This is a genomic window from Streptomyces sp. NPDC050704 (assembly GCF_040654355.1).
Lineage (GTDB): Bacteria > Actinomycetota > Actinomycetes > Streptomycetales > Streptomycetaceae > Streptomyces.
On record NZ_JBFAHW010000060.1, the window covers coordinates 46,630 to 65,799 of the forward strand.

Annotated in this window: 15 protein-coding genes and 1 pseudogene; 4 read left to right on the plus strand and 12 right to left on the minus strand. The window is 73.0% G+C overall.

Features of this window, described 5'->3' with window-relative positions:
- Window positions 1–39: 39 nt before the first annotated feature.
- Window positions 40–516: a GNAT family N-acetyltransferase gene (locus AB0I18_RS30725; RefSeq protein WP_363108885.1), complete on the plus strand. Its 477-nt coding sequence runs from the start codon at window positions 40–42 to the stop codon at window positions 514–516.
- A gap of 12 nt (window positions 517–528) precedes the next feature.
- Here the strand turns inward: AB0I18_RS30725 and AB0I18_RS30730 are convergent, their stop codons facing one another.
- From AB0I18_RS30730 to AB0I18_RS30740, 3 genes are all read right to left on the minus strand, one after another.
- Complete coding sequence (locus AB0I18_RS30730; RefSeq protein WP_363108886.1) at window positions 529–984, minus strand: phospholipase; 456 nt, start codon at window positions 982–984, stop codon at window positions 529–531.
- Window positions 985–1,646: 662 nt separating this feature from the next.
- Window positions 1,647–2,306 (minus strand): response regulator transcription factor, encoded by a 660-nt coding sequence (locus tag AB0I18_RS30735; protein ID WP_363108887.1) that lies wholly within the window; start codon window positions 2,304–2,306, stop codon window positions 1,647–1,649.
- Window positions 2,279–3,538 carry a sensor domain-containing protein gene (locus tag AB0I18_RS30740; protein WP_363108901.1) on the minus strand — a complete coding sequence of 420 codons (1,260 nt, stop codon included), beginning with the start codon at window positions 3,536–3,538 and terminating at the stop codon, window positions 2,279–2,281. Before AB0I18_RS30740 ends, AB0I18_RS30735 begins: the two co-directional genes overlap by 28 nt.
- A gap of 352 nt (window positions 3,539–3,890) precedes the next feature.
- Here AB0I18_RS30740 and AB0I18_RS30745 point away from each other — a divergent pair, with 352 nt between their 5' ends.
- Both AB0I18_RS30745 and AB0I18_RS30750 read left to right on the plus strand, forming a co-directional pair.
- Complete coding sequence (locus AB0I18_RS30745; RefSeq protein WP_363108888.1) at window positions 3,891–5,738, plus strand: BTAD domain-containing putative transcriptional regulator; 1,848 nt, start codon at window positions 3,891–3,893, stop codon at window positions 5,736–5,738.
- A 262-nt stretch (window positions 5,739–6,000) separates the two neighbouring features.
- A pseudogene (locus AB0I18_RS30750) lies at window positions 6,001–7,518 on the plus strand (BTAD domain-containing putative transcriptional regulator); the annotation flags it as partial.
- Between the two features lie 366 nt (window positions 7,519–7,884).
- Here AB0I18_RS30750 and AB0I18_RS30755 read toward each other — a convergent pair.
- Window positions 7,885–8,649 carry a sensor domain-containing protein gene (locus AB0I18_RS30755; protein WP_363108902.1) on the minus strand — a complete coding sequence of 255 codons (765 nt, stop codon included), beginning with the start codon at window positions 8,647–8,649 and terminating at the stop codon, window positions 7,885–7,887.
- A gap of 388 nt (window positions 8,650–9,037) precedes the next feature.
- Between AB0I18_RS30755 and AB0I18_RS30760 the strand changes: the two genes are divergently transcribed.
- Window positions 9,038–9,784: a DUF4097 family beta strand repeat-containing protein gene (locus AB0I18_RS30760; RefSeq protein WP_363108889.1), complete on the plus strand. Its 747-nt coding sequence runs from the start codon at window positions 9,038–9,040 to the stop codon at window positions 9,782–9,784.
- Window positions 9,785–9,839: 55 nt separating this feature from the next.
- Here AB0I18_RS30760 and AB0I18_RS30765 read toward each other — a convergent pair whose 3' ends face one another.
- The 8 genes from AB0I18_RS30765 to AB0I18_RS30800 form a co-directional block, all read right to left on the minus strand.
- A complete protein-coding gene (locus AB0I18_RS30765) occupies window positions 9,840–10,790 on the minus strand; it encodes a TauD/TfdA family dioxygenase (RefSeq protein ID WP_363108890.1) in 951 nt (316 codons plus the stop codon).
- A complete protein-coding gene (locus AB0I18_RS30770) occupies window positions 10,787–11,572 on the minus strand; it encodes a 4'-phosphopantetheinyl transferase superfamily protein (protein ID WP_363108891.1) in 786 nt (261 codons plus the stop codon). The genes AB0I18_RS30765 and AB0I18_RS30770 overlap by 4 nt, the downstream gene beginning before the upstream one ends.
- Before the next feature lie 19 nt (window positions 11,573–11,591).
- A complete protein-coding gene (locus AB0I18_RS30775) occupies window positions 11,592–12,530 on the minus strand; it encodes a TauD/TfdA family dioxygenase (RefSeq protein WP_363108892.1) in 939 nt (312 codons plus the stop codon).
- Between the two features lie 62 nt (window positions 12,531–12,592).
- Window positions 12,593–13,405: an alpha/beta fold hydrolase gene (locus tag AB0I18_RS30780; protein ID WP_363108893.1), complete on the minus strand. Its 813-nt coding sequence runs from the start codon at window positions 13,403–13,405 to the stop codon at window positions 12,593–12,595.
- 64 nt (window positions 13,406–13,469) lie between these two features.
- A complete protein-coding gene (locus AB0I18_RS30785) occupies window positions 13,470–14,234 on the minus strand; it encodes a class II aldolase/adducin family protein (protein WP_363108894.1) in 765 nt (254 codons plus the stop codon).
- A complete protein-coding gene (locus AB0I18_RS30790; RefSeq protein ID WP_363108895.1) occupies window positions 14,231–15,550 on the minus strand; it encodes an MFS transporter in 1,320 nt (439 codons plus the stop codon). The genes AB0I18_RS30785 and AB0I18_RS30790 overlap by 4 nt, the downstream gene beginning before the upstream one ends.
- Complete coding sequence (locus AB0I18_RS30795; RefSeq protein WP_363108896.1) at window positions 15,547–16,488, minus strand: ornithine carbamoyltransferase; 942 nt, start codon at window positions 16,486–16,488, stop codon at window positions 15,547–15,549. The genes AB0I18_RS30790 and AB0I18_RS30795 overlap by 4 nt, the downstream gene beginning before the upstream one ends.
- Before the next feature lie 33 nt (window positions 16,489–16,521).
- Window positions 16,522–19,170 (minus strand): amino acid adenylation domain-containing protein (locus AB0I18_RS30800; RefSeq protein WP_363108897.1); only part of this gene is annotated, 2,649 nt, incomplete at its 5' end.

Genomic DNA, 19,170 nt, shown 5'->3' on the forward strand with positions numbered 1-19,170 from the left:
CCTCCCCCTCCACCTTCGCATAGAAGTACGATACTCGGCATGAATATACGTCCGGTCGCCTTCGACCACCCCGACGCCGTCAAGCTCAACGACCAGGTACAGGCCGAGTACGCCGCGCGCTACGAGGACGAGGGCGACGTGACCCCGCTCGACCCGTCCATGTTCGAGCCGCCGGCCGGCCTGTACCTGATCGCGTACGACGCTCAGGACCGTCCGGTGGCCACGGGCGGCTGGCGCTCCCAGGACGAGAACGACGAGGGCTACTCGGACGGCGACGCGGAACTCAAGCGCATGTACGTGATCGAGGAGGCCCGCGGCAACGGCCTCGCCCGCCGCGTCCTGGCGGCCCTGGAGGACGACGCCCGGGCGGCGGGCCGCACCCGCATGGTCCTGGAGACCGGCGACAAGCAGCCGGAGGCCATCGCCCTCTACCTCTCCAGCGGCTACGAGCCCTCCGCCAAGTTCGGCCACTACCGCTTCCACGAGGACAGCCGCTGCTTCGCGAAGGCTCTGTGAGCACAGCCGGGATCAGCCGAGCTTGTCGACGGCCTGGTAGTACGTCCAGGCCGTCGCGTCGCACGACGTCTTCTTCACGCCCGAGTACGTCGCGCAGACGCGCTTGAGGTCGGCGTAGAAGGCGTCGTCCAGGCGGGACTTGTTCGCGTCGAAGGAGCCGGCCGCCTTGTAGTTGCCGTAGCCGAAGTCATGGCGGACACAGGCGTTGGCGAACGGGAAGCCGAACGGGTTGTCCGGCGAGGCCGTGCAGTAGTTGGTGGACCAGTCGAAGCCGTAGGCGGTCCAGGCGCCCTGGTCGGCACGGGCGGCGTGGAAGGCGTTGGAACTGGCCGCGCTGGTCTGGGTCCAGCCACTGAGGACCGTGGCCTTGTCGGCGGGAGCCGCCGAGGCCGGGCCGGCCGGCAACAGGGCGGCGGTCAGGGCGAGGGCGGCGGTGGCCAGCGGGGCGAGGACGGCGCGACGGCGCATGGGATGTACCTCCGGCGGAAGGCGCGGGGCGGGCTGCTCCGACGGGGTCCGTCGAAGCGCCGCCAGCGTTCGCCGCGGAGTTACACCGGATGTATCCGGTGTCTATAGCCGCAGGCCGGGGCCGTGGGCCGCCCGGCCCGCCGACCGCCGGCCGCCAGCCGCCAGCCGCCGGGTGCTCGCCGGCCGCCGGGTGCCCGCCGATGGCCGGTGGGTGCCGGGTGCCGGGTGCCGGGTGTCAGTCGGACGTCGCTGGGGGGTGAAGCAGGCCGCCGAGTGCCACGCGGGTGGCTGCGTGCCGGATGGCCCGGGGCGCGGGTGGCCGGGTGCTGGGTGACCCGAAGCACGGGTGGCCGCGTGCCGGATGACCCGAAGCACGGGTGGCCGCGTGCCGGATGACCCGAAGCGCGGGTGATCGGGTGCTGGGTGACCCGGAGCCCGGGTGATCGGGTGCTGGGTGACCCGGAGCGCGGGTGGCCCGGGGCCCGGGTGGCCCGGGGCCCGGGTGGCCGCGTGCCTGATGACCCGAAGCGCGGGTGATCGCGTGCCGGGTGCCGGGTGGGGCGTCGCTCGGGGAACAGGCGGGCGGCACGCCTCGTGCTCGTATGCCGTTGCTCGTGAGCACGGGTGGCGCCCCGGGGCACACCCGTACGGCGCCCCGCCTCTCACGCTCGCAGGAACGCCAGCACCGCCAGGACTCTGCGGTGGGTTTCGTCCGCCGGAGGGAGGTCCAGCTTGGTGAGGATGCTGCCGATGTGCTTGCCCACGGCCGCTTCGGAGACGACGAGTTCCTGGGCGATCGCGCCGTTCGACTTGCCCTGGGCTATCAGGGCCAGGACCTCCCGCTCGCGCGGGGTCAGGCGGGCGAGCGGATCGCGGCGGCGGCGCAGGAGTTGGCGGACCACTTCGGGGTCGACGACGGTGCCGCCGTCCGCGACCTCGCTCAGGGCGTCGACGAACTCCTCGACCTGGCCTACGCGGTCCTTGAGCAGGTAACCGATGCCCGTTCCGTCGCCGGAGTCCAGCAGTTCGGACGCGTACGCCCGCTGAACGTACTGGCTGAGGACCAGGACCGGCAGCGCGGGCTGCTTCTCGCGCAGCCGGACCGCCGCGTGCAGACCCTCGTCCTGGAAGCCCGGCGGCATCCGCACGTCGGTGACCACGATGTCGGGACCGTGCTCGGCGACGGCGGCGAGCAGCGCCTGCGCGTCCCCGACGGCGGCCACCACCTCGTGGCCGCAACGGGTCAGGAGGCCGATGAGGCCCTCCCGCAGCAACACGCTGTCCTCGGCAAGGACTACGCGGAGCGATCGGTCCACTCGCAAGGAATCTCCACACGCAGCAGGGTCGGTCCACCCGGCGGGCTGGACAGGGCAAGTCTGCCATCGAGCACCGACACCCGGTCGGCGAGTCCGGTCAGTCCGCTGCCGTCGGCCGCGTCCGCGCCGCCGGTCCCGTCGTCACGCACCTCCAGGAACAGGCGCCCGTCGAGATGCCCGCCGGTCACCTCCGCACGGCTCGCCCCGCTGTGCTTGGCCACGTTGGCGAGGGCCTCGCAGACCACGAAGTACGCGGCGGCCTCCACTGCTTGGGACAGCCGCCCGGACAGCTCCAGGTCCACGTCGACGGGGACCGCGGAACGGTCGGCGGCGTCGGCGACGGCCGCCTCCAGGCCGTAGTCGGCAAGGACCTTGGGGTGGATGCCGTGGATGAGTTCCCGCAGTTCCCCGAGGGCCTTGCCCGCCTCGTCGTGGGCCTTGGCGAGTTGGTCGGTGAGCGGCCCCGGCGGGGCGTCGAGCCGGGCCAGGCCGAGTGTCATCGTCAGGGCGACGAGGCGCTGTTGGGCCCCGTCGTGCAAGTCCCGCTCGATCCGGCGCCGCTCGGCCTCGAAGGCGTCGACCAACCGGACGCGGGACCGGGCCAGTTCGGTGACCTTCGCGCCCAGATCGCCCTCCCTGGAGGCGATCAGGAGGCGGGTCAGCTCGGCCCGGGCCCCGGCCACGAACCCCAGGGCGTAGCAGCACAGCGCCAGCAGGACGAGGCCGAGCAGGGCGACCGCGGTGGCGGCCGGCCAGGTCGTGACCGTCCACTGCTTGAGCACCTTCGCCTCGCCGTCGCCGACCGTGGCCATCACCAGCGGGGCGGCCGTCATCGACAGCGGGAAGAGGAGACCGAGCGTGACCGCGAGGGCGTCGATCGGCCACAGCAGCACCCCGAACAGCAGCGCGTACGCCAGTTCGCGCCAGGTCGCCTGCTCCTGAAGCCGTGTCGTCAGCCATGACCACAGGCCCGGGGCGGTGGGCGCCCGGTGCTGGCCGGGCGCCGGGTCCCGGTCGACCAGGCGCAGCCTGCGCCGTTCCACGGCGGCCACCGGTATGCCGGCCAGTGCCGTGAGAACGAGGAGCGGAAGGCCCACCAGGACGACGGCGAGGACGCCGCCCACCAGGGCGACGGTCACGACGGTCACCAGGGCGGCGATGCCGGTGACCACACCGGTGAACAGGTACGCGATCGACCGCCACGGCCACGAGGACCGCAGGAAGTCGGGCCGGGTCATGGCCTGCCACACGTTGGGAGGGTGCATGGGCATCACCGTAGAAGGGGGCCGGCGGGCGCTGCCATGGGTCCAGGGGGTGGACCCGGGGTATGGCCGGCCCTACCCGGGGACGGGATGCGCCTGGTCAGAGGCCGTCCTGGGCGCGGCGGGCGGTCTCCGGGGCCGCTGTCGGAAGGCGTTCACGGGGGCACGGTGGCAGGGCTGCAGGGACTTGCCACCGCAGCCTGTTGCCATTTTGAAGGCACGATTCCGCCACCGTGTGGCGCAAACAATGGCATGAGATTCACGCTCCAGCGTTTCCATCGGCCACTGCCGCACGGGGCGGTCAGGGCCGCACAAGGGGGAGTCACGCATGGAATTCCAGCTTCTCGGTCCGGTTGAGGCGAGAGAGGGCACACAGCGCATCGCGCTCTCGGGCTCCAAGGTCCACACCGTGCTCGCCGCGCTGCTGCTCGCACGCGGCCGGGTCGTGGGGGACAGCCGGCTGAGTTCACTGCTGTGGGGGTGGGACCCGCCGGCCACGATGAACGCCCAGATCTACACGTACATATCGAGGCTCAGGAAGCTCCTGGGTTCCGACGTCGAACTGGTCCGCCGTCAGCCGGGCTACCAGCTGGTCGCCGAGGGCGCGCGCGTCGATGTGGTGGAGTTCGAGCGCCTGGACCGGCTCGGGCGGACGGCCCTGGAGGAGCGGCGGTTCCCGGAGGCCGGGGAGCTGCTGCGGCGGGCGCTCGACCTGTGGCAGGGGCCCGCGCTCGCGAACGTGACACCGCACCTCGCCGAGGCCGAGCTGCCGCAACTGGAGGAGTCCCGGGCGCGCACCCTGGAGCACCGCATCGAGGCGGATCTCGCGCTCGCCCGACACCAGCTGCTGGTGCCCGAACTGACCGGTCTGGTCGGTGAGTTCCCGGTACGGGAGCGGCTGCGCGCCCAGTTGATGACGGCGCTGTACCGCTGTGGCCGGCAGGCCGAGGCACTGCACACCTTCCACGAGGGCCGGACGGTCCTCGCCGAGGAACTCGGTGTCGACCCGGGTATCGACCTGACCACCACATACCAGGCGGTGCTGAGCGGCGAGTTGAGCCTGCTGCCGAAGCCGGCTCGACCGGTTGCCGTCCTCCCCGCCGCGCGACCGGCCACGCCGATGACGCTGCCGCCCGACATCGCCGACTTCACCGGGCGGGAGCGCGAGTTCACCGAGCTGTGCGCCCAGCTCACCCCGCCGCCGACGGGGCGGCGCTCCGGGTTCCACCCGCGCCGGCTGCTGATCACCGGGATGGCGGGGGTCGGCAAGACCGCGTTGGCCGTCCGGGTGGCGCATGCCGTCGCTCCGGAGTTCCCCGACGGTCTGCTGCACGCCCGGCTGCGCCACGGGAACGGAACGGTCAAGGACTCCGGTACGGTCCTCACCCAGCTGCTGCACTCGCTCGGCGAGCCGTCCGAGGAGCTGCTGTCCCAGGACGGGTCGCCGCTTCAGCTGGACGAGTTGATCCGCCGTTACCGCACCAGGACGGCCGGGCGCAGGCTGCTGATCCTGCTGGACGACGCGGCCAACGAGCTGCAGCTCGACGCGCTGCTGCCGGCCACCGTCGACGCCGCGGTGCTCGTCACGAGCCGCAGCAGGCTGTCCGCGGTGCCCGGCTCGCGCACCACCGCGCTCGACCCCATGGACGGCGCCGAGTCGCTTGCTCTGCTCGCGGTGATCGCCGGGGTCTCCCGGTTCGTCGTGGAGCCACAGGCCGCCCAGGAGATCTCCTCGGCGTGCTCGGGTCTGCCGCTCGCCCTGCGGATCGCCGCCACCCGGCTGGCCTCCCGGCCGCACTGGTCGGCGTCACGCCTCGCCGGGCGGCTGACCGATCCGGCGCGCCGGGTCGGGGAGTTGCGTGTCGGCGAGCTCGACCTGGCCCGGGTGTTGAGCGGAGCGCTGTGCCGACTCTCCTTCCAGGAGCGGCAGTCGGTGGCCGTGCTGGCGCCGCGCCGACGCACGTCGTTCACCGTGGCGGCCGCCGCCGCCGAGCTGGGCATGGGCGAAGGGCCGGCGGAGGAGTTGCTTGAGCACCTGGTCGAGGTGTCGTTGCTGGAGATGACCGGCATCGACTCGGCGGGAGAGCCCCGCTACCGGTTCCACGAGCTGGTACGACTCGCCGCCGCCCGGCTGCGGGAGCCCGCCGTGGAACGGCCTGTGCTCAGGGCCGGCTGAACCGGGCACCGGGCACGGGTCCGGCCCTGAGCACAGGCCGAGCCCGTACCGACCTACGGAAGCAACCGCCCGGGACAGCGGGCGGGCGGCGGTGCAGCCTCCTGTCACCGCAGCGTCCTGCCAGCCGCCGTGCCCGGCCGCGGCCCGTTTCCCGGAAAACAATGACTGGGCCGGACGTTCCGGTGGGCCTCGGCGCCCGACGGCACCGGCGTGGACCGGCGTGGACCGTCGTCGATACGGACAGGGAGAACCAGGAAACGTCATGGAGCTGCGGATTCTCGGCCCGGTGGAGGTCGGCAGGGGTGGTGAGCGGGTCACCTTGTCGGGCGCGAAGGCGCACTCGGTGCTCGCCGCGCTGCTCCTCGCCCGGGGCCGGGTCGTCTCCGACTCCCGGCTGAGCGAACTCCTGTGGGGATGGCATCCCCCCGCCACGGCGAGCGCCCAGCTCTACACCCATGTCTCCCGGGTACGCGGGCGGCTCGGAACCGATGTCGACATCGTGCGGAGGCCGGCCGGGTACGCGCTGCTGACCCGGGACTGCCACGTCGACCTGTTCGAGTTCGAACGGCTCGACCGGCTGGGCGGCCAGGCGCTCGCGGCGGGGACGTACGAGGAGGCGGGCGGCCTGCTGCGGGCCGCGCTGGGGCTGTGGCGCGGGCCCGCCCTGGCGAACGCGACGCGGGAACTGGCCGCCGCCGAGTGCCCCCGTCTGGAGGAGGCCCGGGCGCGTGTCCTGGAGAACCGGATCGAGGCGGACCTCGCGCTGGGCGGGCACCGGGCGCTGGTCGAGGAACTCACCGGGCTGGTCGCCGAGTTTCCGGTACGGGAACGGCTGCGCGTCCAGCTGATGACCGCGCTGTCGCGCTGCGGGCGTCAGGCGGACGCGGTCCACCTCTACCAGCAGGGGCGCTCGATACTCGCCGAGGAGTTGGGCATCGACCCCGGCAGCGTGCTGACGGACGCGTATCTGTCGCTGCTGCGCGGCGAACTCGGCCGCCCCCCGGCCACCACCGCGTCCGACTCCGCCCCCGTCCCCGTCTCCTCCCCCTCCCCTGCCGCACGCCGCTCGGCCCTCGGACCGGTGACGCTGCCGCCCGACCTCGTCGACTTCACCGGCCGCGAACGGGAGTCGGCGACCCTGCGAACCCTCCTGGCACCGGCCGCCGAACCGCACGTGACCCGGGGCGCGGAGTCCCGCCGTGTGCTGATCACAGGGCCGGCCGGTTCGGGCAAGAGCGCGCTGGCCGTGCGGGTCGCGCGGGACTGTGCCGGGCGTTTCCCCGACGGGATGCTGTACATCGGTCTGCGGCGGCGTGACGGTTCGCCCAAGGACGCCCGCGAGGTGCTCGTTCAGGTGCTGCGGGCCCTCGGGCCCCGGCGGGATTCCGCCCTCCCGGGAGACGGGCCCGCGCACGCGCCCGACGCCGTGGCCGAACTGCATGAACTGCATGAACTGGACGAACTCGTGCGGCTCTACCGGGTACGCGGTGCGGGGCGGCGGATGCTGCTGGTGCTCGACGACGCGCGGGACGACGCGCAGGTGGAGCCGTTGCTGCCCACGGCGGCCGGTGTGACCGTGCTGGTGACCGGGAGGGCGCCGCTCGCCTGCGTGCCGGGGGCGCGGACCGTACCGCTGGGAGCGCTCGCCCCTTCCGAGGCGCTCGCGCTGCTGGCCGCCGTCACCGGAGACGAGCGCGCCGCCGCCGATCCCCCGGCCGCCGCGCGGATCGTGGACGGTTGCGCGGGGCTGCCGCTCGCCCTGCGGATCGCGGGCGTCCGACTGGCGGCCCGGCCGCACTGGCCGGTCGCCCGGCTCGCCGATGCCCTGGCCGAGCCCGCGGACCGGCTCGCCGAGCTGCGGTTCGGCTCGCTGTCCGTGGCGGAGAGCGTACGAGGGGCCCTCGATCGAGTGCCGTACACGACCAGGCCCGTCCTCCGGCTGCTCGCCGGACTCGGCGGAGGGCTGTTCACCGCGGCGGCGGCCGCCCGGGCGCTGGGCGGACGCGAACGCGACGCCGAGCGCGAACTGGAGACACTGGTCGGCGCCGGGCTGCTGGAGTCGACCGGCGTCGACGGCCTCGGCCGACCGCACTACCGCCTCCTGCCCTTCGCCCTGCTGTACGCGCTGTCGTCCGCGGCCGGCCCCTCAGGTCAGCAGCAGCCGCGCTCCCCACGCCCGCACACCTGCCAGCGCGCTCAGCGCGTAGGCCGCCGCGGGCAGCAGGAGCAGGCCCAGGAGCGCCAGCGCGAAGGCGTGCGGGTAGGAGGTGACCATCCACTCCTTCAGCGCCATCGTGTACGTACCGTCCCCCGTGGTCGCCAGCAGGACGGGCGTCGCCAGGAGCCCCACCGGAACGGTGAGCGCGAAGACCACGGCCAGCAGGTCGAACGGCCACAGGAGGGTGGCGAACAGCAGCGTGTAGAGGAGCTCGCGCCAGGTGGCGCGCTCCCTGAGCCGGGCCAGCGCCCAGCCCCGTACGCCCGGGGCCGTGACGGGTGGGTGCGGGCTGAACGCCGTGCCCCGTTCGACGAGCCGCAGCCGGCGTCGCTCCACGGCCCCCACGGGCAGCCCCGCGAGAGCCACCGCGACCAGCAGCGGCAGTCCGACGAGAACCACCGACAGCGCGCCGCCCACGGCGAGTCCCGCCGTCACGGCGACGAGCGCGGGCACGCCCACCAGGCAGCCGCTCAGCAGATACGCGACGGACCTCCAGGGCGTGGAGGACAGGAGGAACATCCGGCCGCCGAGGGCGTACCACATCGTTGTCTTTGCCATGTCCTCACCGTAGAAAGCCGACAACGTCCCTGCCCAGCAGGCCAGTTCTACCTTCGGGGTAGCCCTGGCCATACCCCCAAGACTCGGCTGCGCCGCAATGTGCCGCACCCCCGTTCCACGGTTTCGTGGAGTCATCACCACGGGGCGCCGCCACAGCGGAGCCGAACCGAGTCCCACGGGAGCGCAGATGCCGGCCGACGAGAACACACCGTGCGACCCCCGCCCCGCCCTCACCCGGGCCGCGGGCCGGCTGCCGTCCGGCACGGACGAACTGACCGTGGTCTTCTCGGGGCCCCTGCCGGGCACCGCGGACACGCGGTCCGTCGTGCCGGCCAGGGTCGTCGGCCGGATGTGGGTGGCCCAGACCCCGGGGGCGTACGAGCGCGTCTCGTACCGGACGCGGGGCGGTCACATCACCCGGCTGCTCGGCTGATCCGGCACACGCACGACCGCGGAGGTCGTCACCCGACTCCGCCGGGACCGCCCCGCACGACACCATGACACTGAAGAAGAAGAGGCCCCAGTGAAGCAGCGCACCCGCACCGCCACCACGTCTTCCCGCGTCGCCGGCACGGCCAGGACCGTGGCGCTGTGCGCCGCTCTCGCCGCGGCCGGATCGATGCTGACCGCCTGCGGCGGCGAGGACGACGAGAAGTCCACCAGCAGTTCCTACACCGTCGACGGCCGGATCACCGCGCTCTCGGTGACGACACCGGGCGGCAGCATCGAGGTGGTCGCCGGGGACGGCGACCAGGTGAAGGTCACCGAGAGGATCCGCTACACCGGCGACAAGCCGAAGCCCGAGCACACCACCAGCGGCGGCACCCTGTCACTGCTGCCCGGCGACGACTGCGGTCCCGCGGGCGGACCGAGCAAGTGCAAGGTCAGCTACCGGGTGGAGGTCCCCAAGGCCGTTTCCGCCGTGCTGGACAGCTCCGGCGGTGACGTCACGGTGACCGGTCTGGCCGGGGCGATCGACGTGAAGGCGGCCGGGGGCAGGGTGCGTGCCGACGACGTGGCCGCCACCACCCTGCGGGTGTCGGCGCAGGGCGGCAGCGTGCAGGCGGGCTTCACCTCGGCGCCGTCCAGTGTCGACGTCGACACCAAGGCCGGCGACGTGACGGTGCGGGTGCCCAACGAGGCGTACGCCGTGGACGTGTCCGCCAAGGGCGGCAGCGAGAACGTCGGGGTGCGCACGGATCCCGCGTCGGCCCGGAAGATCACGCTGAACACGGAGGGCGGGAGCGTCCGGCTGACGACGGCGGCCTGACGGACCGCGCGAAGGGCCCGGCGCCTGAGGCACCGGGCCCTTCTCCGTCGTCTCCTCAGCGGCCGGACGGTTCCGCCATGGCCACCGCGATCCGCCGCGGGCCGGTGAACGGCTCGCGGGCGTGCGCGGCGCGCATGTTGTCGACGACCAGGACGTCGCCGAGCTCCCAGTCGAAGCGCGTGGAGGCGGCACGGTAGGCGGCACGCAGCTCGTCCATGACGGCGTCGGGGATCGTCCCGCCGTCGCCGTAGTACGTGTTCGTCGGCAGGTCCTCGTCGGGGAAGATCTCCCGCAGGCCCTCCCGGACCTCGGGGGCGAGGGAGGTGACATGGAAGAACGTGGCGTGGTTGAACCACACACGGTCGCCGGTCACCGGATGCGTGTGCACGGCCTGCCGTACGGCCGTGGTGCGCAGACCGCCGTCGGGCCGCCAGTGCACCTCGAGCCCCTTGTCCCGGCAGTACGCGGCGACCCGGTCGCGGTCGTCGGTGGCGAAGGTCTCCTGCCAGGGCACGCCGAAGTCCGCGTGGAAGTTGCGCACCACGCGCCAGCCGCGCCGCGCGAACTCGTCGCGCAGGGCGGGATCCAGACCGCGGTACACCTGCCGGATGTCGGCGAGCGGGGTCGCGCCCAGGGTGTCCGGGGCGCCGAGGCAGGCGAAGTACAGCGTCAGCGGCCAGGCCGCCTGGTACGAGTTCTCGTTGTGCAGGAAGATCTCCTCGTCCGCCGGATAGTCGGTCGAGGTGTACACCTGGCCGGTGATGGTGGAGCGTGGTGACGACCGCTCGGCGTAGGTGAGAGGGGCGCTGCCGGAGAAGGCCCGCACCGTGCGGTCCAGGCCCTCGGCGCCTCCCGAGTCGAAGCCGCGCAGCAGCACGGCGCCGTGCTCGGTCAGCTGCTCCCGCAGTTCCGCGCGGTGTGCGGCGATGTGGTCCTGGACCGGGCCCGAGCCGATGACGCGGGCGGCAAGGGAGCCCCGCAGCGGGCCCGTCTCGGTGATGGTCATGTGGTGACTGCTCCTTCGGGGACGTGCGGGGCCCGGACGTGCCGGGTTCGGGGGCCCTCGTCGTCGCGCAGGACCACGGGGCCGGTGCTGCCCGCCTCGCGGGCCAGCGCGGCGAAGAGGTGGGGCGCGGCGGGCAGGTCCTGGACCAGCCAGTCCGTGGGCCCGGTCGGTTCCTCGTGCCGTACGGGCACAAGGCCGTCCCGCTCGGGGCGTACGTCGACGGAACGCAGGTCGGCGACGATGCCGACGCCACTCGCCTTGACGACGGCCTCCTTGCGGGTCCAGCAGCGGAAGAACGCGGCCGTCCGCTCGGCGTCGGTGCGCTGCCGGCGCAGATGACGCAGTTCGGAGTCCGACATCACCAGCTCCGAGGAGCCGTCCACGTCGAGGCTGCGCGCGTCCTCCAGGTCCACGCCGACCTGGTGGCCCGCGGTCACGGCCAGGATCCAGTAGGGCCCCGACCGCGAGAGGTTGAAGTCGAGCCCGGTCGCCGGTGACATCACCCGGGGTCGCCCGTGTGCGGGGTGCTCGCAGCGCGGGCAGGGGTGGCGTCCGAACCCGATCGCCTCGGGCGGTGTGCCGAGGTAGCGGGCGAGGATGCGGCGCAGGGCGGCGTGGGCACCCGCGTAACGGGTGCCCACGTCCTGGGATCTGCGCCGCACGATGAGGAGTTCCTCTTCGGACAGCAGTGCCGCGTCCCGGGGGTCGAGCAGGTCGGCGGACCTGCCCCGCCAGACGTGCACGGCGCCGCTGTCGAGGAGCGTTCGGTACTCGGCGCTCATCGGCCGGCCCCCTTCGCGGTCAGTCCGACATGGCGACGAGCACACGGCGGTCGCCGGTGAAGGGACGCCGGCCGTGCGCCAGCAGCACGTTGTCGATGAGCAGGACGTCCCCGCGGCGCCAGTCGACGTCGACGGCGGCGTCGAGGCCCCGGTCGCGGATCTGCTCCACGTACGCGGCCGGGATGGGCGAGCCGTCGGCGAACGTCACCGTCTGCGGCAGCTCGTCCTCGGGCAGGATCTGCGCGAGGGCCGCCGCGGTGTCGTCGCCGAGGCCCGCGGGGTGCCACTGGTCGGCCTGGTTGAACCACACCTCGGCGCCGGTGACCGGGTGGCGGGTGGTGGAGGGGCGTACGGAGCTGATCCGGATGCCGCCGTCCGCCTTCCACTCCCACGACGCGCCGGTGCCGTCGAGGAACTCCTCGACGGCCGCGCGGTCGGTGGTCTCGAAGGTGTCCTGCCAGCTCTTGCCGAGGCCGTAGCCGTCGTGCAGGTTCTGCAGATAGCGCACGCCACCCGCGAAGGCGTCCCGCACCTCGGGGTCGAGCACCTCCAGCCAGCGGGCGGCGTCGACGACCGGGGTGGCGCCTCCGCCGCCCGGCTGGATCTCGCAGTAGAACGCGAGCCTGGCGGGCCAGGCGTGGGCGTAGCTCATCTCGTTGTGCATGGAGATGGTGAACTCCCGCGGGTACTCCGTCGACGTGTAGACGTTGCTGCCGACCTTGGTGCGCGGCGAGTTGCCGTGCACGTAGGCGAGCCGGTTGGGCAGCAACAGGTCGAGGACCGGGTCGAGTTCGTCCCGGGAGACGTCGAATCCGCGGAACACCAGCCCCTTCTCCTGCGTGAGCAGCTCGGCGAGGCCGCCGTCCCCCAACTCGCGCAGGCGGCCGACGAGTTCCTCGGAGCCGCCGACTCCCTCGGCCTCCATCTCCAGTGGCGTCCAGGTCCTCATATACGTCATCGTCAGCTTCCTTTCGGTGATGAGAGTTTCGGTGCGGGGCACATGGGCGAGCTATGTATTCGCTATACCGGCACGGTGAGGTGCGTCTTCGCGGCGGGCGCCGGCCCGCCGACGTCCGCCAGCCGCCGTCCCAGCTCGGCGAGCAACTCGCCCTCGCGGGGCACGAGGTAGAAGTGGTCCCCGTCGAAGGCGCGCAGTGAGAACTCGCCGGACGTCGTCAGTTCGGCCCAGGCCAGGACGTCCTCGCGGACGCAGCCGTGGTCCTCGGTACCGACGTACGCCGTGATGGGTGCGCGCACGGGCACGGGTGCGGCGGGCCGGTAGGTCTCGATCAGCCGGTAGTCGGCGCGCAGCGGCGGCAGCAGCAGCTCCCGCAGCTCCGGGATGTCGAAGGCCTCCGAGCCCAGGTCGCCCAGGGAGCGGATGCCGGCGATCAGCGTGTCGTCGTCGGTGTCGTGCAGGCCGCTGCGCTTGGCGTGGTGGGGGGCGGCCCGCCCGGAGACCAGCAGCCGCACCGGGCCGGTGCCGTGCCGGGCCTCCAGGCGCACGGCGACCTCGTAGGCCACGGAGGAGCCCATGCTGTGGCCGAAGAACACCAGGGGCAGGTCGAGTCGGTCCGTGAGGGCGTCGGCGATCCGGTCGGCGAGTTCGTCCATCGACTCGACGCACGGTTCGGCGAGCCGGTCCTGGCGGCCCGGGTAGCGGACCGCGAGCAGTTCGACGTCGGGGGGCAGCAGGGGCGGCCAGCCGTGGAAGAGCTGGGCCGTGCCGCCCGCGTGGGGGAAGCCCACCAGGCGCAGGCGCGGCGCGGCGGTCCTCCGGTAGCGGCGGAACCAGGTGTCGGTGTCGGCCCGTGCGGTCACGACTGGGGTCAACGGTCCTCCTCCTTCGGGATCGGTCGGTGAGGGACGGGGCCGGCGGGCCGGGGGAGGCCGGGGGTCAGTCGAGGAGGCCGGGCTCGGTGCGGCGGACGTGGTCGTACAGGGGCTGGAAGTTCATCCAGCCGATGAGGTCGTCGCCGACCTCGCGGTAGGTGTGCAGGGCGTTCTCGTGGCTGATGTGCACGACAGGACCGGCTGCCTTCGCCAGCAGTTGCACCTGGCAGGAGCGCTCCATCGTGATGAACCACCAGGCGGCCGCGTCGACGGTGTCGCCGACGGTCAGCAGTCCGTGGTTGCGCAGGATCAGCGCCTTGTGCGGGCCCAGCGCCGTGGCGAGTCTGCGGCCCTCCTCGATCTCGGTGACGGGGCCCGTGTAGTCGTCGAACAGCGCGTGGTCCTGGTAGAAGGCGCACACGTCCTGGGTGAGCGGCTCGAGGAGTTCCCCGAGGGCCGACAGGGCACGTCCGTACGTGGAGTGCGTGTGCGCGGCGGCCACCACGTCGGGCCGGGCCTCGTGGATCTGCGAATGGATCGCGAACGCCGCCCGGTTGACGTGGTATCTGCCCTCCACCACCCGGCCCTCGCTGTCGACGAGGAGCAGGTCGCCGACGCGGACGTGCTTGAAGGACAGGCCGAAGGGGTTGACCCAGAAGTGGTCCTCAAGCTCCGGGTCGCGGGCGGTCACGTGTCCCGCGTTGCCCTCCTCGAAGCCGAACCTGCCGAAGACGCGCAGCGCCGCGGCCAGCCGTTCCTTGCGATGGGAGCGCTCCTCTTCCAGGGTGTCGAAGAGGGGCGGGGCACTGAGGACGGGAGAGTCGCTCACCGGGGTGCTCCTTCCGGTCGTTCGGTGACGGTGGGGGGCGGGTCGGCATCGGTGCGCGGCTCGCCGGCTCCGGCCGGGGTGTCCTCGGCGCGCAGGGCGGGGCTGAGCGCGGCGAGCGCGGCGAGCAGGGCCATGACGCCGCCGACGAGGAGGACGGAGCGGGTGGTGCCCCAGGCGGCCAGCAGGAGGCCGCCGCCGAGCGAGCCGAGGGCGTTGGTGCCGGAGCCGACGAGGTTCGCGGTGGCGGCGACCCTGCCCTGCATGGCGTCCGGGGTGACGCGCACCTGGTAGACCCCGGCGGCCACGTTGAACACGGCGCCCACCAGGCTCGTCCCGGCGAACAGGGCGCCGAGCGCGAACGGTTCGCGGACCAGGGCCATGGATGTCATCAGCGCCGCCCAGGCGGTGGCGCCGCCGACGAGGATGGTGCGCTGGCTGAGCCGCTTCAGCCACCAGCCGCCGCTCAGCGCGCCGAGCATGCCGCCTACTCCGCTGAGGACGACGACGATGGACAGGGTGGCCGGAGAGCGCCCCTCCTCCTTGATCATCAGGATCAGGGCGAGGCTCAGGACCTGGAAGAGCACGTTGCTGCCGGCGACGATGCCGAGTGCGGCGCGCAGGAAGCGCTGCCGCCACAGCCACCGCATGCCCTCGGCGACTTCGGCGCGCAGCCGTCCGGGCCGGGCGGTACGTTCCGCCTGGAAGTCCTTCCTGATCAGCAGCAGCGAGCCGAGTGACACGAGGTAGCCGACGGCGGCGAACAGGAACGGCGCCCAGCGCACCAGGGAGTGCAGCAGGATGCCGCCCGGCTGGCCGACCAGGCCCGCGGCCCGGCCGCGGGCCTCGTTGCCGGCGAGCGCGGCGGGCAACTGGACGGCGGGCACGACATTGCGTACGGCGCCGCGTTCGGCGAGGCGGTAGAAGACGTTGAGGGACGACTCGACGAACGCGACGGCCGCCAGGAGCGGTACCGACACCGTGCCGGACAGGACCACCGCGGCGGCCGTGCCCAGGGCGGCGAACCGGCCCGCCTCGCAGACGATCATGAGTCGCCGCCGGTCCCAGCGGTCGACGAGGGCTCCGGCCGGAAGCTGGACGAGCAGCAGCGGCAGCAGTGCCGCGAACGACACCAGGGACGTGGCGAGCGGCGAGCCGGTGTGCCAGAGCACGATCAGCGGGTACGCGGCGGCGCTGACCCGGCTGCTGAGAAAGGACGCGGCGGCGCCCGACCACAGCAGCCGGAAGTCGCGGTTGCGGCGCAGCGGCGGCGGACCGACGTCGCTCTCGGTCGGCGGGGCCTTGTCCACGACGCTCACGGGCGGGTCTCCGGGGCTGTGCCGGCCGTGCGGCACCACTCCAGGACCGCCATCGCGCTGTGCATCTTGTTCTCGGCCTGGTCGAAGGCGATGCTCGCCGGACCGTCCAGGACCTCCGCGGTGACCTCGTCGCCGCGGTGGGCCGGGAGGTCGTGCAGGAACACCGCCTTGGGGCTGTTCCGCCACAGGCCGGCCGTCACCTGGAACGGTGCGAACAGCCGGCGCCAGTCCGCGTCGGGCTTGCTGGTGCCGGTGGTCTGCCAGCGGCTGGTGTAGACGGCGTCCAGGTCCGCGGGCAGGTCCGCCATGTCGTGGCGCTCGCGCAGGACGGCGCCGTGCCGGGCCGCGTGTGCCCGGGCCCTGGTGCGTACGGATTCGGTGAGGCCGTATCCCGGCGGGGTGCGCAGTTCGAGCTCGACGCCGGGGAACCGGGTCAGGGCGAGTGCGAGGGCGGCCGCGGTGTTGTTGCCCTCGCCGACGTACAGCACGCGCAGGCCTTCCACCCGGCCGAAGCGGCCGTAGAGCGTGGTCAGGTCGGTGAGCGCCTGGGTGGGGTGTTCGTCGGCGCTCATCGCGTTCACGACGGACATCCGGTCCTGTGCCGTCCAGGCCCGCATCTCGGCGGGGTCGCCGGCGGTGCGGGCCACCAGCACGTCGAGCATCCGGGACATGACGCGGCCGGTGTCCTCGTTCGTCTCCCCGGTGTTGAGCTGGAGGTCCCCGGGTCCGTACGCGATGATCTGCGCGCCGAGCCGCAGGGCGCCGCTGGAGAAGGCGGTCCGGGTCCTGGTGGACGTCTTGCTGAAGTAGATGCCGGCGATCTGCCCGGCCAGCGGCCGTACCGGGCCGGCCTCTCCCGCCGAGAAGGCGGCGCCGCGCCGGACGAGGGCGTTGAGGTCGTCGTCTGTGAGGTCGTCGATGGATATCAGGTGGCGCATGAGGGTGTCCTTCCGGTGGGTCTGCGCGGGTGGTCAGGCGGACCAGGCCGAGGCCAGCTGTCCCGAGCCGAAGGTGGCGTCCTGCGCACGCAGCGCGGCGGCGACCGGCTTGAGGACCTCGCGGCCCGACTCGCTGTTGGTCAGGGCGACGAATCCGGAGCCCGTGCCGGTGCTGACGATGAGCATGTTGCGGTAGCCCTGCGGCTCGCCGCCGTGTCCCACCTCCAGGTCGGGGGCGACTCCGTCGACCACGGCGCCCAGTCCGTAGAAGCCGTCGTCGCCGACGGTGAGCATCTGCTCGGCCAGCGGCTTCGACAGCAGTCCGTAGGGCTCGCCGCGGTAGGCACGGCGCAGTTCGACCGCCACCTTCGCGAGGTCGCCGGCCGTGGACCACAGGCCCGAGGAGGCCAGTTGCGGACGCACGCGCCAGCCGCCGTCGACCGGCCGGCCGGCGCTGTCGTGTCCCGTGGCGGCCGGACGTCCCGAGGCCCCCGGGAGGTCCTGCTCGAAACCGCTGGACGCCATCCGCAGCGGCTCAAGGACCAGTTCCCGCAGCAGCGGGGCGAAGGCGGTGCCGGTGGCGTCCTCCAACAGCTGCTGGATCACCGAGTAGTTGGTGTTGGCCAGCTTGAAGGCACCGCCGGGCGGTTGCTCGGCGTGCACCGGCGGAGTGTCCAGCGGGGGCCGGCCGGTGAGCAGGTCGAGCACCGTGGGCATCGGTTCGCCCGGCAGGTAGCCGGCGTTGCCCACGACGGTCAGGCCCGAGCGGTGGCTCAGCAGGTGCCGCAGGGTGACCCGGGCGGGCGCGCCCGAGGGTGCGGTCACCTGCCAGGACGTGAGGTACGTGTTGACGTCCTCGTCGAGGTCGAGGCGGTCCCGGTCCACCAGGCGCAGTACGCCGAGCGCGGTGACCAGCTTGCTGATCGACCCGGCCTGGAACAGTGTCTGCGGGGTGACCGCCTCCGTGGAGCCCGCGGCGAGCACGCCGTAGGCCTGGATGCCCGCCACCTCACCGTCCCGGATCTGCGCGACGGCCGCTCCGGGCACGTGGTGTTCCGCCATCCCCGGCAGCAGCTGCGGGGAGAGGGCCCCGGGCCGGGACCCGGTACGGGCGGCGGGCCGGGTCTTCGCCGCCTGTGCGTCGACCGCGGCGGCGAGTTCGGTGAGGGTCTGCGTCTCGTAGAGCATCCGCAGCGAGATCGGCAGGCGCTGCTTGCGGGCCGCCGCCATCACCTTGATGATCAGCATCGAGTGGCCGCCGCGGTCGAAGAAGTTGTCGTCCGCCGCGATGTCCTCGACGCCGAGCAGCTGCGACCAGATCGCGGCGAGGGTCTTCTCGGTCCCGGTGGCCGGGGCCTTGAACTCCTTCTCGTCGGTGCCGGTTCCCCGGTCGGGCGTGGGCAGGGCTGCGCGGTCGATCTTGCCGTTGGCGTTGAGGGGCAGGGCGTCGAGGGGGGTCAGCGTGGCCGGGATCATGTAGTCGGGCAGCCGGGCGGCGAGGTGCTCGCGCACCGCGTCGGCGGCGACCGCGGCGGGTGCGTAGTAGGCGGCGAGCTGTTTGTCGCCGGTCGGGCCGTCCAGCGCGGTCACGTGGGCGTCGCGGATGTCGGGGTGGCCGGCGAGGACGGCCTGGATCTCGCCGAGTTCGACGCGATAGCCGCGGATCTTGACCTGGTCGTCGATCCGGCCCAGGAACTCCACGTTCCCGTCCGCGAGTTGGCGCACCAGGTCACCGGTGCGGTACAGCCGCGCGCCGGCGGTGGTGGCGTACGGGTCGGGCACGAACCGCTCGGCGGTCAGGTCCGGACGGTTCGCGTATCCGCGCACCACACCGGTGCCGCCGACATACAGTTCGCCGGTGACCCCGACCGGCACCGGCTGCAAAGCGGCGTCCAGGACGTACGTCGTCATGTTCGGCAGCGGACGCCCGATCGGCAGCACATCGGCACCGGTGTCCTGCGGGACCTCGTAGACGGTGGTGCCCACCGAGGCCTCGGTCGGCCCGTACTCGTTGATCAGCCGCACCTCCGGAGCCAGTGCCCGCCAGCGCTCCAGCGTCGCCCGGGTGAACGCCTCCCCCGCCACCACCAACACGGGCGCCAACGCGGCGGCCTGCTCGGGTGTCAACTGCTGGGCCAGGATGTCGAGATGGCCCGGGGTGAGCTTGACGAAGCTGAACGGGGCGCCCTCCGTGAGCCGTTCGCCGAGGTCGGCCGGGCTCGCGTCCTGGCTGACGGTGTGCACGGTCTGGCCGGTGACCAGGGGTGCCCACAGGTTGGGAACAACCAGGTCGAAGGCGACCGAGGAGAACAACGGGGCGCCTCCCTCACCCTGCGAGGCCAACTCCCGCGCGGCCCAGGCGACATGGTTGGCCAGACCCCGGTGCGGGACCTCGACGCCCTTCGGCGTTCCCGTCGAACCGGAGGTGAAGATCACGTACGCCAGCCGGTCCAGGTCCTCGGACCTCGCCGGGGCCGTCGCCGGCAGTGCGGCGAGTGCTTCGCCGTCCGGCAGGCCGGTCAGCGTCACGTGCGCTCCCGCCGCCTCGCGCATGGCGGTGACGCGGTCGGCCGGGTAGGACAGGTCTACGGGCACGTAGGCGCCGCCCGCCTTCCAGACCGCCAGTAGAGCGGTCAGCAGGTCCGGGCCGCGGTCCAGCCGGACCAGGACACGCGACTCGGC

What these genes read in the sequence shown, in the direction of transcription:
- AB0I18_RS30725 (WP_363108885.1), top strand. Translation starts at nt 40, where the DNA reads ATGAATATACGTCCGGTCGCCTTCGACCACCCCGACGCCGTCAAGCTC.
- AB0I18_RS30730 (WP_363108886.1), bottom strand. Translation starts at nt 984, where the DNA reads ATGCGCCGTCGCGCCGTCCTCGCCCCGCTGGCCACCGCCGCCCTCGCC.
- AB0I18_RS30740 (WP_363108901.1), bottom strand. Translation starts at nt 3,538, where the DNA reads ATGACCCGGCCCGACTTCCTGCGGTCCTCGTGGCCGTGGCGGTCGATC.
- AB0I18_RS30745 (WP_363108888.1), top strand. Translation starts at nt 3,891, where the DNA reads ATGGAATTCCAGCTTCTCGGTCCGGTTGAGGCGAGAGAGGGCACACAG.
- AB0I18_RS30755 (WP_363108902.1), bottom strand. Translation starts at nt 8,649, where the DNA reads ATGACTCCACGAAACCGTGGAACGGGGGTGCGGCACATTGCGGCGCAG.
- AB0I18_RS30765 (WP_363108890.1), bottom strand. Translation starts at nt 10,790, where the DNA reads ATGACCATCACCGAGACGGGCCCGCTGCGGGGCTCCCTTGCCGCCCGC.
- AB0I18_RS30770 (WP_363108891.1), bottom strand. Translation starts at nt 11,572, where the DNA reads ATGAGCGCCGAGTACCGAACGCTCCTCGACAGCGGCGCCGTGCACGTC.
- AB0I18_RS30775 (WP_363108892.1), bottom strand. Translation starts at nt 12,530, where the DNA reads ATGACGTATATGAGGACCTGGACGCCACTGGAGATGGAGGCCGAGGGA.
- AB0I18_RS30795 (WP_363108896.1), bottom strand. Translation starts at nt 16,488, where the DNA reads ATGCGCCACCTGATATCCATCGACGACCTCACAGACGACGACCTCAAC.